This is a genomic window from Spirabiliibacterium pneumoniae, assembly GCF_014884995.1.
Lineage (GTDB): Bacteria > Pseudomonadota > Gammaproteobacteria > Enterobacterales > Pasteurellaceae > Spirabiliibacterium > Spirabiliibacterium pneumoniae.
Genome location: NZ_JABMII010000012.1, coordinates 75,280 through 88,113, shown reverse-complemented (window position 1 = coordinate 88,113; position 12,834 = coordinate 75,280). Strand labels below are relative to the sequence as shown.

Sequence of the window (12,834 nt, the reverse complement as noted above, 5' to 3'; positions counted from 1 at the left end):
GATTAGGATATAAGAAATAGATGACATTTTCCAGTTTTGACAGTAATCCACTATTAACATTTTATATTTTGAAAGCAAAAGTGCGGTCAATAGGACGATTGTTGATACTCACAAATCAACTGTAAAAAAGGGGCGCCGAAGCGTTCGAGTTTACGCTCGCCAACGCCATTGATTTGCAACATCGCCTGCCGAGAGGTGGGTTTAAATTGTGCCATTTCTTGCAGTGTGGCGTCATTAAACACAATATAAGGCGGAATGGATTCCTTTTCGGAGAGTTGTTTGCGCAAAAAACGCAGGCGTTCAAACAGATGTTTGTCATAGTTTTTCACGCGCTGATACTGCACTTTTTTCATCACCGACACGCTCAAGCGCGGCGTGGCAAGGGAAAGTGCGGTTTCGCCACGCAAAATGGCACGGGCGGCTTGCGTTAATTTTAGGGCAGAATGTTGTGCAATATGCTGTTCAATGAAGCCGAGGTGAATCAGCTGACGGATCACATTGATCCAATATTCTTGTGATTGCTCACGCCCTAGCCCATACACGCTGAGCGTGTCGTGGTGATTGTCTTTAATACGCTGGTTATTCAGCCCGCGCAGCACCGCCACCACATAATGAATTGAAAACAGTTGCCCTGTGCGATAAATCACGGAGAGCACCTTTTGTGCATCTAAAAGGCCGTCGTAGCGCGTTGGCGGCGAGAGGCAAATATCACAGTTATTACACGGCTTTTGCTTGTTTTCACCAAAATAGTTCAGCAGCACCAACCGCCGACAGGTTTGCGCCTCGGCAAAGGCACCAATGGCTTGCAATTTGTGCTGTTCAATCTCACGCAATGTGCCTTCAGGCTTTTCTAGCAGAATTTTGTTTAGCCAAGCGTAATCGGCGGGGTCATACAGCAGCACCGCTTCTGCGGGCAAATCATCACGCCCTGCGCGCCCAGTTTCTTGGTAGTAGGCTTCAATGCTGCGAGGCAGGTCAAAATGGAGCACAAAACGCACATTTGATTTATTAATCCCCATGCCAAAAGCGACAGTGGCCACCACCACTTGAATATCATCGTGTTGAAAGGCATGCTGTGTAGCTTCACGCTGTTGTTGGCTTAAGCCTGCGTGGTAGGGCGCGCAGCTAATGCCTCGGCGTTTGAGGCTTTCGCACAATTTTTCGGTTTTAGCGCGCGAGTTGCAATAGACAATACCGCACTTTCCTTTTTGTGAGAGCACAAACTGGCACATTTGCTCCACGCCTTTGTATTTTTCCATCAAGGTGTAGCGGATATTGGTGCGATCAAAGCTGCCAATGTATTCGTAAGGATTATCCAGCTTTAGCAGTTGCAAAATATCAAGGCGTGTGGTGCGATCGGCGGTGGCGGTCAGTGCCATCATGGGAACAGCAGGAAAACTGATTTTCAAGCCGCCAAGTAAGCTGTATTCAGGGCGAAAATCGTGCCCCCACTGGGAGATGCAGTGTGCTTCATCAATGGCGATAAAGCTCAATTTACATTGACTGATAAAATGATAAAAACTCTGCGTCATCACTTTTTCAGGCGAAATGTAGAGCAGTTTCAAACTGCCATTTATCGCGCGCGATTGCACCTGCTGTTGCTCGTCGCTGCTTTGGCTGGAGTTAAGAAAGGCTGCCTCCACGCCGTTACTTTTGAGTTGATCCACTTGGTCTTTCATTAAGGAAATCAGCGGGGAAATCACCAATGTTAGCCCGTCGAAACATAAGGCGGGCACTTGATAGCACAATGATTTGCCCGAGCCTGTTGCCATCACTAACAAGCTATCTCGCCCGCTTAACGTGGCTTGAATGGCCCTTTCTTGCCCTGTGCGAAAGGTTTGATAGCCAAAAACCTGGCGTAACACCGTCAGCGCGGCTGGTTGACCGCACTTTTGTGGGGTGTCAGTCAACTCAGAACACGTCATTTAACGAAATGCCAAGCCCTATGCGATGAATGCGACGATTGTAGTCAATTAAGGATTCACCATAGCCACCGTAATACTGCACATAAAACCGCACTTGTTTGGTGATCGGATAGCTATAATTGGCAAGCACCCCACCTTTGCCGCTTTTGAGGTTATAATGCCCAGTCAGTTTGACTTGATGTTCGTCATATTTGTAACCCACGGTTAAATCATAATGCCCGCGATAGGCGGTAATGTCTGGGTTATCATCATCGTCGGCTTTTTCTGGAATGCGCCACCACGGCTTAAACTCCACCATCCAATTGTCTTTGTGAGCGGATACGCGCGCATACAGGCGGTTCCAGCTGCGAGAGCGTTCAAATTGATCGCTGCGCCCGTTGGATTCATGGTTAAAGCCCGTTTCAATGTCGTTGAGCGTCCAGCCCCATGGGAGATCATATTTGGTTGACCATGCTAAAAAGAGTTGTGGCTCGTAGTTCGTTTCGCGAAAGGGTGACGATTCAATGGTGTTGCTCAATTGAAACCATGAACGTTGCGTGTAACTGGCACCGAGTAGCGAGTTTTCGCCCAAAATGCCACGCCAAATCGGCAACCCAAGGCTTATTTGAAATTTAATTTCGTCATGCTTTTTCTCTTTGCCGTCTTGCATGTCGAAATTGCCATTGCTGAACGTTTCCATGATGTAGTTTTGCTCATACGGCGCGAGCGAGAAAAAGTTATCTTTGCTCTTGCGTAGCATTAATTCCGTTTTGGAATGATACACAGGCGTTTCATTGGTGGCCAAATCAGCAGCCAGCACCGCACAGGGGAAAAGTGCGGTGGTTAACATTATCAGTTTACGCATAAATCATCTCAGTTAAAACGCACCTGCTCGCCATAGGCGGCCAGCGCGTCAGTTAATAGTTGGAAAAATTCTTGATGATCAGCGGTTAACCACTGCCCACCATGATATTTGAAGTGATAGCCCCCCAATTTGCTGGCAAGCCACAGCTCAAGTAACGGTTCTTGTTTATTAATCACAATTTGTTGCCCATCAGCAAACGTGATGGAAAACACCGAGCCGAGTATATCGCAATCAACATCAATTTCTTGTTCTTCGATGGCCGTTTCAATCTCTGCCCACGTTTTTTCAACCCGTTGGTGATATTCTGTCACATTCATGTTTTGCTCTCCATGCGATATTGACCCTAAATTATAGACATTTTACAACTTTCCAACAATAGTAATAGCACATTGTCGATATTAATGGTTAAAATAGCCAAAATTATCAAAAAAGGACCGCTTATGAAAACTGCAATGTTAACCGCACTTGCTGCTTTGTGCCTGTTTAGTCTCGTCAGTTGCGGGGTTAAAGGGGCGCTTTATTTCCCTACTGATAACGCCAGCACTGAGCAAACCCAAGCCCAATAAGGATTGATATGGATTTTTTTCAATACCACGATAACAAACTGCACGCTGAGGATGTTGCTATCAGCGATTTGGCAGCCGAGTTTGGCACGCCGCTGTATGTGTATTCAAAAGCCACGTTGGTGCGCCATTTCCGCGCTTTTGACAACGCCTTTGGCACTCACCCACATTTGATTTGCTATGCGGTGAAAGCCAACTCCAATATTGCTATTTTAAACTTACTAGCAAAAATGGGGGCCGGATTTGATATTGTCTCGGTTGGCGAGCTTGAGCGAGTACTCACTGCTGGCGGTGATCCGCACAAAGTGGTTTTTTCAGGTGTGGCGAAAACTGCTGATCAAATCGCGCGAGCGCTCGAAGTGGGCATTCGCTGCTTTAATGTGGAATCCATTGCAGAGCTGGAGTTGATCAACGCCGTGGCGGGTGAAATGGGGAAAATCGCGCCCATTTCCCTGCGGGTGAACCCCGATGTAGACGCCAAAACGCACCCGTATATTTCAACGGGGCTGAAAGAAAATAAATTTGGCATCAGCGTCACTCAAGCGCGCAGCGCCTACCAGCTGGCCAAGCAGTTACCGCACTTACGCATTGAAGGCTTAGATTGTCACATCGGCTCGCAAATCACAGAGCTGCAACCATTTTTAGACGCAACGGATCGGCTATTGCTGCTCATGCAAGCCTTAAAAGAGGACGGCATTACGATCAAACACCTTGATCTCGGTGGCGGCTTAGGCGTGCCGTACAATGGCGAAACACCGCCGCAGCCGAGTGAATACACCAAAGCGTTACTGACAAAACTCAAAGATTACGCCGATCTTGAGATTATTTTAGAGCCAGGGCGCGCCATTGTGGCGAATGCAGGCGTGTTAGTGACCAAAGTGGCGTTTTTGAAAAGCAACGAGCAGCGCAACTTTGCCATTGTTGATGCGGGCATGAATGATATGATTCGCCCATCGCTTTATCAGGCGTATATGCAGATTATCGAAGCTGACCGCACTTTAGATCGCCAAAGTGCGGTTTATGATGTGGTTGGCCCCATCTGTGAAACGGGTGATTTTTTAGGCAAAAACCGCACTTTAGCCATTCGCGCCAGCGATCTGCTGGTGCAACGTTCGGCGGGTGCTTATGGGGCGTGCATGGCGTCGAACTACAACACGCGTCCGCGCGCCGCGGAAGTATTGGTGGATGGAGGCAAAGTCCATTTAATCCGCCAGCGTGAAACTTTGCCTGAATTATGGGCGCATGAGCAATTGGTGTGTGAATAAATGCTGTTTCGCCATTCTTTGACTAAACGTCTGGCTTATTATTTACTGCTGATTGTGCTGCTGTCAGGGCTGGCCACTGGGGTGACCACCGTAATCATGGTAGGTAATCAATCCGACGCAGAGATGATCAATGTTTCAGGCTCATTGCGCATGCAAAGTTACCGCCTGCTACACGATATGGACTATCAGCCCCATGCCGTTGGCGCAGGGGTTGCACTTTATCAAGACACGCTGCGATCGCCAACATTGGTGCGGCTCAATCACATCTATGTGCCTAATGAAGTGCAAACAGCTTACCGCACTTTGCTCTCACGCTGGCAAGAGATGGAAGGCTATATTCGGGCAGGAAATAAAACGGCTTATCGCAATCATTTAAGCGATTATGTCAATCAAGTTGACCATTTTGTCAGCGTTTTACAGACCTTTTCTGAGCGCCAATTGATGGTGGCGATCTACTCTAACATCTGCGCATTATTACTGATGGTCGCCTTTGGCTTCTTGCTTTTAGGTTACAGCCGCAAAAAAGTAGTTGAGCCATTAGGGCGTTTAGTCACCGCCAGCCAGCAAGTGCAAAATGGCCAATTTGAGCATTTAGCGCTGGATGTGGACAGCGACAACGAGCTGGGTGTGCTTTCGCGCGGGTTCACACAAATGGCCAAAGATCTGAAAAAACTCTATGATTGTTTAGAGCATCAGGTCAATGAAAAAACGCACAGTTTAACCCAAATCAACCGCACTTTATCAATGCTTTATTTTGCCTCTCAACGTTTGAGTTTGCATGATATCAATCAAGAGGGATTACATATTATCCTTTCCTCGTTGCGGCAAAATGAAGCATTGCAAGCGGTGCGCTTGTTGCTCAACGGCAATGAAATGTGGAATATGGATGTGGGTGAGGTGGACGAGAATAAGCCGTGGCACATCACGCGCATCGCCATCGGCGAGCAAAATTTAGGTCAACTGAATTGGCAACGAGGTGAGGGATACCCTGATTTACGCACCATCGAGAACATTGCGCAAATGCTCGGCCGTGCATTATACTCCGCCCAATTGGCTAAACAGCAACAACAGTTATTGTTAATGCAAGAGCGTTCCATTATTGCGCGCGAATTACATGATTCGCTGGCACAAGTGCTGGCATTTTTACAAATTCAATTAACGCTTCTCAAACGTGCGATCGAACGAGAAATGGATGGAAACGCGCCCAAAAGCTTACAAATTGTTTCTCAGTTTGAAACCGCACTTTCTGATGGTTATACACAGCTACGAGAGTTACTTGCGACGTTTCGTTTAACCGTCAGTGAATCTAATCTTGCTTTAGCATTACAAGAAGTAATTGATAATTTACAACCTAACAGTGATGCTAAAATTACCCTTGAATGTGCCCTACCATCACAAATTTTGAGTGCGCAGCAGCAAATTCACCTGCTGCAAATTGTGCGTGAAGCCGTACTCAATAGCATTAAACACGCCAATGCCAGCTTAATTGAAGTGATTGCACGCCCTAATGCTGACGGTGAAAATGAAGTGATTGTGCGTGATAATGGTGTTGGGATTGGTTCACTGCATGAACCAAGCGGGCACTACGGCTTAAATATCATGGCCGAACGTGCCCAAGAACTTAATGCAACTCTTAACATAATGCCAAGAGAAAAGGGTGGCACAGAAGTGCGGTTATGTTTACCTAATTGCCTAAGTTAACCGCACTTTGGCTTTTTATTTGCTCAAATCCACCTCATAGAGTGCAAAGCCATTGTCGTCTTGCCCGATAGTTTTCATTGGGTATTGAGCCTTTTCTTTGATAAACTCTGCCGCTTTTTCAGACGGAGAGGTTTCAAAGAACACTTGCGCTTTGTTGTTGTCAATCGCTTTAATGCGCCAGTTGTTGTCCGCTGTAGCTTTCACTTCGCCTTGCTCCTTGCTGACACGGCGGATGTAGTCTGCCACAATGGAGCGATTTTCATCGGGTGAAGAGAAGGCAATATGCGCACTGCCAGTGCCTGGGAATTTTTCCCCAAAGGCGCGGTAATTATTGGTGGCAATCAAGAAATTTTGCTTCTCATCAATAGGCTTACCGTTGAATGTCAGATCCACAATGCGGTGTACGTCTGGGTTGATGAGCTTGCACTCCCCGTCATAGCGCGCAGGTTGCGTGATGTCCACTTGGTAATTCACCCCATCAATCACATCAAAGTTATAAGTGCGGAAACCGTCCCAGTTGATTAAGGCTTGCTTTTCCGCTTCTGTGGGGGCGATTTGGTTAAATTGGCCAGCGGAGCACTCGAGCCATTCCCGCACTTCTTCACCTGTGACTTTCAACGCTACTAAAGTGTTAGGATAAAGATACAAATCCGCCGCGTTGCGGAACGTCAATTGACCTGCTTCCACCTCGGTGTAGTTGCTCGGGTCATTTTTACGCCCGCCCACTTTAAATGGTGCAGCAGCAGACAGCACAGGCAGGTTGCCTAAATCAGGGTCGCCTTGAGCAAAGCGTTTGACATAGTCAATTTGTGCCAGATTAACAATTTGGATAGTTGGGTCATCTTGCACCAGCGCAAGGAAACTGTACATTTTATCGTCGGCTTTACCAATCGGAGCATTGACGTAGTCGCGGGTACTTTTGTGATCGGCTTTGAGCACATCTAAAATCGGCACATATTGCTTAGCGATGGCGGCTTTGTTTTTGCTGTCATAAATCGCCCGAGCTTCGGTTGTGCCAGAGACGACCTTCCATTTGCCTGAGTCATTATTAAGCTTGAGATCAATCACGCCAATGTGACTGCCCCAGCGCCCTGGCATCACCGACGGCACACCGTTAATGGTACCCTTTTCAATATCGGCACCAGGAATGTCGGCAAACTCTTTGCTTGGATAAACCGCGTGGGCATGCCCAAAGGCGATCGCGTCAATGCCCTCGACCTTGGAGAGATAATACACTGAGTTTTCGGCCAAAGTGCGGTATGGCTCAGCCGAAAGCCCTGAGTGCGGCACCGCAATCACAATATCCGCGCCCTCTGCGCGCATTTTCGGCACCAGATGTTTGGCGGTTTCGGTGATGTCTTTGGCGATCACTTTGCCTTCTAAATTTTTCTTATCCCAAATCAGCACTTGGGGTGGCACAAAGCCGATGTAGCCGACTTTCAGCTGTTGTTTTTTGCCGTCGGTATCGACAAATTCATAGTCTTTAATGATATACGGCGTGAAATAGTGTTTATCGTCTTTGCCGTTGGCGACATAAATATTGGCGTTGATATACGGAAACTTAGCGCCGGCAATCGAGCGGTCTAAAAACTCAAGACCGTAGTTAAATTCGTGGTTGCCGATGTTGCCGACATCATAATTGAGCAGGTTCATGGCTTTATACACAGGGTGCAATTCACCTGCTTTCAAGCCTTTTGATGCCACCCAGTCCCCCATTGGGCTGCCTTGAATCAAGTCCCCATTGTCCACTAACACACTGTTTTTTACTTCAGCACGCGCTTTTTGTACTAAATCAGCGGCCCGCACCAGTCCGATTTTCTCTGATGGTTTGTCTTTATAATAGTCATAATCCATCATATTGGCGTGCAAATCGGTGGTTTCCACAACGCGTAAATCCATATCCGCGGCCAGCGCCAAGGTTGGCAGGCAAAGTGCGGTCACAACCGCAAAATGTACTCTATTTAAGGTTAATTTCATAAACACTCCGTTTGTTATTAGAATAATCTGCCCAATTCTAAGGGAATTACCGTGAGCATAAAAGTGCGGTTTTATGGATTATGTGAGAATTCCAGCCAAGATCACATTCTTGCAATAAACTTTCGTTTTTTTGCGCATTTATGTGTATCTTAAGCAATTATCTTGCAGCAATAACAATAAGGAGAATGTATGCAGCATCACAATGGCACCCCCTTCCCACCGCACTTTTTATGGGGCGCGTCCACTTCGGCTTATCAAGTGGAGGGCGCATGGAATGAAGACGGTAAAGGTCCGTCGGTGATTGATATGGCGTCAGTTGTGCCCAACACCAGCGATTTTAAAGTGGGCGCAGATCACTACCACCGTTTTAAAGAAGATGTGGCGTTATTTGCCGAGCTGGGCTTGAAGGCCTATCGCTTTTCGATTGCGTGGAGTCGCGTGTTTCCAGATGGAGATGGCGAGCTTAACGAAAAAGGTTTGGCGTTTTATAGTGATTTGATCGATGAGCTGCGCGCGCATAATATTGAACCGATTGTGACGCTTTATCACTTCGATTTGCCTTATGCCTTGGCGCAAAAAGGCGGCTGGTCAAACCGTGAGACCATTGATGCCTTTGAGCATTACTGCACCGCACTTTATGAACGCTTAGGCGATCGCGTGACCTACTGGCTGACGATTAATGAGCAAAATATGATGATTTTGCATCCTAATGCACTCGGTACGGGCGGCGGCAAGGGTGAAAACCCTGTTAAAGATATTTATCAGCAAAATCACAATATGTTTGTGGCGCAAGCCAAAGCGATGGTCAAATGCCATGAGATGCTGCCGCACGCCAAAATTGCACCTGCGATTAATATCGCCTGTGTATATCCTGCCAGCGCACGGCCAGAAGATATTATCGCTGCCGATAACTTTGAGGCACTCCGTAACTGGCTGTATCTCGACATGGCGGTGTATGGGCGTTACAACCACCTGGCGTGGGCATTTTTGCAATCGCGCAACGCCACGCCTGAGATTGCAGACGGCGACTTGGCTGTACTGAAAGCGGCAAGCCCCGATTTTATCGCGTTTAATTATTATAGCTCAGCCACCGTATCAGCCAGCCACGGTGATGGCGACGATATTGGCTCGAGTGGCGACCAACAACTCGCTGTGGGTGAATCGGGCTTTTTCCGTGGCGGCAAAAACCCGCACTTAAGTGTTAACGAATTTGGCTGGGAGATTGACCCTGCAGGTTTCCGAACCACTTTGCGCCGCATTTATTCACGTTATGCTTTGCCGTTATTAGTCACCGAAAATGGCTTAGGTGCATTTGATAAAGTGGAAGACGACGGTAGCATTAATGATGATTACCGCATTGATTATTTGAAAAAACATCTCCAGCAATTGCAACTGGCGATTGCCGACGGCGTGAACGTGTTTGGCTATAATCCATGGTCGGCGATCGATTTAGTCAGCACTCACCAAGGGGTGAGCAAACGCTACGGCTTTATTTACGTTAACCGCGATGAATTTGACCTTAAAGACCTCGCGCGCAGCAAAAAGAAAAGTTTTTACTGGTATCAAAAATTAATTGCCTGCAATGGCGCCACCTTGTAGTGATGTTAAAGTGCGGTCTGTGTTATGCTAGAGCAAATTAATATGAGGATACTATGAATAACTATAAATTAATTGCATTAGACATGGACGGCACTTTGCTCGACAGTAAAAAACAAGTTAGTGAGCGCAACCGTCAAGCCATTTTGGCCGCCAAAAACCGTGGTGTGCGTGTGGTACTCGCCTCAGGGCGCCCATTTGCAGGGCTTAAACACTATTTTGAGCAGTTAGAGATGACCAGCGATGATGACTATGTGCTGTGTTTTAATGGCGCGCAGGTCAAACGCATCAGCGATGAAAAAATCATTCAAGATTTTCAATTCACAGGTCGTGAGGCGAAGTTACTTGCTGAGCACGCCAAAACGTTGGGCATTAACCTGCACGCGTTTTCGCCTATTCGTGGGCTGATCTCGCCTGATTGTGGCCCTTGCAGCCAGCATGAGGCAGAAATCAACAAAATCGAGCTGAATCAATTGGACTTTGCTGAGCTGGCTGATGATGAACCCATCATCAAGGTTCTCTATGCCGATGATAGTGAAAAAGTCTCTCATGCTATGGCGACATTGCCGCAGGCACTAAAAGTACAGTTCACCGTGGTGCAAAGCACGCCATTTTTTATGGAATTTCTCCACCCGAAAGCTAACAAAGGCAGCGGCATTGCCGCGTTGGCAGATTTTTTAGGCATTCCAGCGCGTGATGTGATTTGCATGGGCGATGCGGGCAATGACGCCCACATGGTGGAATACGCAGGCCTTGGCATTGCGATGGAAAACGCCACCGACGAGCTCAAAGCGATGGCCGATGCCATCACCGGCCACCACAACGACTCGGGCGTGGCGCAGGCGATAGAGCGCTATGTGTTAAGTTAAGGAGTAGCGATGCACATTGTGATTGCACCAGACAGTTTCAAAGAAAGCCTCAGTGCCCAAGCGGTGGCGCAAGCCATTGAGGCGGGATTTGCGCGCATTTTTCCGAATGCCACGTACACGTTGGTGCCAATGGCAGACGGCGGCGAAGGCACGGTGCAATCTTTTGTGGACGCAACCCACGGACGCTTAATGCAAAGTGCGGTCACCAGCCCACTGGGCGAAACGGTGCAAGCCCAATGGGGGCTTTCAGGCGACGGGCGCACGGCGATCATCGAAATGGCGGCCGCCTCGGGGCTGCATTTGGTGCCGCTGGATAAACGCAACCCAGAAATCACCACCAGCTTTGGCACAGGCGAGCTGATCAAAACCGCACTTTCCCATGAAGTGGAGGAAATTATTCTCGGCATTGGCGGCAGCGCGACCAACGATGGTGGCGTGGGCATGCTGCAAGCCCTTGGCGCGCATTTTTATGACGACAACGATGACGAGCTCGCCTTTGGCGGCGCCGCGCTGGCAAGCCTGGCGAGAGTGGATTTATCACAGCTTGATGAACGCCTAAGTAAAGTGCGGTTGTCGGTGGCCTGCGATGTGGACAATCCCCTGTGCGGTGAACAGGGCGCGGCGGCGGTGTTTGGCGCACAAAAAGGCGCCGATGAGGCGATGATCAAACGCCTTGATCACGCCCTTGCTCATTTTGCCGAGGTGGTTCAACACCAGCTGAATAAAGCGATTGCTGATGTCAAAGGCGCAGGCGCTGCAGGCGGCATGGGTGCAGGGTTGATGTTATTGCCAAATGCCACACTGCGCTCAGGGGTAGAGATTATGCTCAACGCCGTGGCGTTGGAAAGCAAAGTGCGGTCAGCCGATTTGGTCATCACAGGTGAAGGGCGCATGGATGGGCAAACAGTACACGGCAAAACGCCAATCGGTGTGGCGCGCTGCGCCAAAGCGCACAACAAGCCCGTGATCGCCTTGGTCGGCTGTTTGCGCGCGGATTATGTCGCAGTCTATGATCACGGCATTGATGCGGTGTTCCCAATTATCCAACAGATCGACAGCCTTGAGAACACCTTAAAGTGCGGTGCGCAAAACCTGCAATCCTGCGCCGAGAATGTCGCGCGGTTGTATAAATTAGCAACCGCACTTTAGGTTTTCAATCAATTTTCCAAGCGGTGAATGTGTTTTTTCGCCGCAATCAAGGCGCCGCACCAGCCTGTGAAGGCGGCGAGGGCGATGATAAACAACACTTCGACAAAATTCATACCGTTAAGCTCAAATTTTACCGCAAAAATATTGGCCACATAGTCGATTGCCGTCGAAAAATAAGCGATGGTTAGTCCGCTTAAAATGGCGGCCAGCACGCCACCGATAATGCCGAAGATTAAGCCTGTGTAGAGAAACGGGCGCAGGATAAAGTGCTCTGTAGCACCGAGCAGTTTCATCACTTCAATGTTGGCGCGAGCACTGTAGACATCGGAGCGAATACTATTGCCGATTACCAAAATCACGGCAATCAGCATCAACAAGGTGCAGACCACTGCAATGCGCCCAGCCAGCCAGGTGATGGCGCCGAGTTTTTCCATCCAGTCGGTGTCTAACCGCACTTCATCCACGCCTTTGATTTTGATCAGCGTTTGCTTGAGCTCGGTGAGCTTCGCGCTGGTTTGAAACGCCTCCGTTGGGGTTATCATCACCACCGCTGGCAGCGGATTGTCGTCGAGCATCGCCAGCTCATCATTAAAGCCCGACCATTGGCGGAAGTCTTCCAAACTTTGTTGGCGAGAAATATAACTGAGTTCCGCCACGCCCTTTTCTTGGCGGATTTTGTCCACCACCAAATTGGCGTCGGCCTCACTTAAGGTTTTATGTAAGTAAACACTAATTTGCGATTCGGGGTAAAATTTCGTCGCCGCTTCTTTGGTGTTTTTCCACAATAAATAGCTGATGGTTGGAATGGTCAACGACACCGCGATCACCAGCACCGTCAGCGCGGTGCCGATGCGTTTTTGCCATAAGTCATTGAACACGGATTTCAACACATATTGGGTTTGCATCCAAAACGGCGCTTGGGTTGGGCGTGAGCTCATAGAATCT

At 48.5% G+C, this 12,834-nt stretch carries 11 protein-coding genes; 6 read left to right on the top strand and 5 right to left on the bottom strand.

What is annotated here, in order from left to right:
* Positions 1-86 precede the first annotated feature (86 nt).
* The 3 genes from recQ to cyaY are packed head-to-tail and all read right to left on the bottom strand — an operon-like array spanning position 87 to position 3,086.
* Positions 87-1,925, bottom strand: a complete 1,839-nt coding sequence (gene recQ / locus HPC38_RS08640; protein ID WP_208120892.1) for a DNA helicase RecQ — start codon at positions 1,923-1,925, stop codon at positions 87-89.
* Positions 1,912-2,769, bottom strand: coding sequence for a phospholipase A (pldA, locus tag HPC38_RS08635; protein ID WP_208120891.1), 858 nt, complete (start codon positions 2,767-2,769; stop codon positions 1,912-1,914). The genes recQ and pldA overlap by 14 nt, the downstream gene beginning before the upstream one ends.
* 8 nt (positions 2,770-2,777) lie before the next feature.
* Positions 2,778-3,086, bottom strand: coding sequence for an iron donor protein CyaY (gene cyaY, locus HPC38_RS08630; RefSeq protein WP_208120890.1), 309 nt, complete (start codon positions 3,084-3,086; stop codon positions 2,778-2,780).
* 123 nt (positions 3,087-3,209) lie between these two features.
* Here cyaY and lptM point away from each other — a divergent pair, with 123 nt between their 5' ends.
* The 3 genes from lptM to narQ are packed head-to-tail and all read left to right on the top strand — an operon-like array spanning position 3,210 to position 6,298.
* Positions 3,210-3,335 carry an LPS translocon maturation chaperone LptM gene (gene lptM / locus HPC38_RS08625; RefSeq protein ID WP_208120889.1) on the top strand — a complete coding sequence of 42 codons (126 nt, stop codon included), beginning with the start codon at positions 3,210-3,212 and terminating at the stop codon, positions 3,333-3,335.
* An 8-nt stretch (positions 3,336-3,343) separates the two neighbouring features.
* Positions 3,344-4,597 (top strand): diaminopimelate decarboxylase, encoded by a 1,254-nt coding sequence (gene lysA / locus HPC38_RS08620; RefSeq protein ID WP_208120888.1) that lies wholly within the window; start codon positions 3,344-3,346, stop codon positions 4,595-4,597.
* Complete coding sequence (narQ, locus tag HPC38_RS08615) at positions 4,598-6,298, top strand: nitrate/nitrite two-component system sensor histidine kinase NarQ (protein WP_208120887.1); 1,701 nt, start codon at positions 4,598-4,600, stop codon at positions 6,296-6,298. It abuts the gene before it with no gap.
* 15 nt (positions 6,299-6,313) lie between these two features.
* Here the strand turns inward: narQ and HPC38_RS08610 are convergent, their stop codons facing one another.
* On the bottom strand, positions 6,314-8,275 hold the full coding sequence (locus HPC38_RS08610) for a bifunctional 2',3'-cyclic-nucleotide 2'-phosphodiesterase/3'-nucleotidase (protein ID WP_208120886.1): 1,962 nt from the start codon (positions 8,273-8,275) through the stop codon (positions 6,314-6,316).
* A gap of 189 nt (positions 8,276-8,464) precedes the next feature.
* Here HPC38_RS08610 and HPC38_RS08605 point away from each other — a divergent pair, with 189 nt between their 5' ends.
* Genes HPC38_RS08605 through HPC38_RS08595 form a run of 3 tightly spaced genes read left to right on the top strand, consistent with a single transcriptional unit; the run spans position 8,465 to position 11,889 of the window.
* Positions 8,465-9,874 (top strand): glycoside hydrolase family 1 protein, encoded by a 1,410-nt coding sequence (locus tag HPC38_RS08605; protein ID WP_208120885.1) that lies wholly within the window; start codon positions 8,465-8,467, stop codon positions 9,872-9,874.
* A 53-nt stretch (positions 9,875-9,927) separates the two neighbouring features.
* The gene (locus HPC38_RS08600; RefSeq protein ID WP_208120884.1) at positions 9,928-10,740 is read left to right on the top strand and encodes a Cof-type HAD-IIB family hydrolase; all 813 of its coding nucleotides are present in this window, start codon (positions 9,928-9,930) and stop codon (positions 10,738-10,740) included.
* A gap of 9 nt (positions 10,741-10,749) precedes the next feature.
* Positions 10,750-11,889 (top strand): glycerate kinase, encoded by a 1,140-nt coding sequence (locus HPC38_RS08595; RefSeq protein WP_208120883.1) that lies wholly within the window; start codon positions 10,750-10,752, stop codon positions 11,887-11,889.
* Positions 11,890-11,897: 8 nt separating this feature from the next.
* Here HPC38_RS08595 and ftsX read toward each other — a convergent pair whose 3' ends face one another.
* The gene (ftsX, locus tag HPC38_RS08590) at positions 11,898-12,827 is read right to left on the bottom strand and encodes a permease-like cell division protein FtsX (RefSeq protein WP_208120882.1); all 930 of its coding nucleotides are present in this window, start codon (positions 12,825-12,827) and stop codon (positions 11,898-11,900) included.
* Positions 12,828-12,834 lie beyond the last annotated feature (7 nt).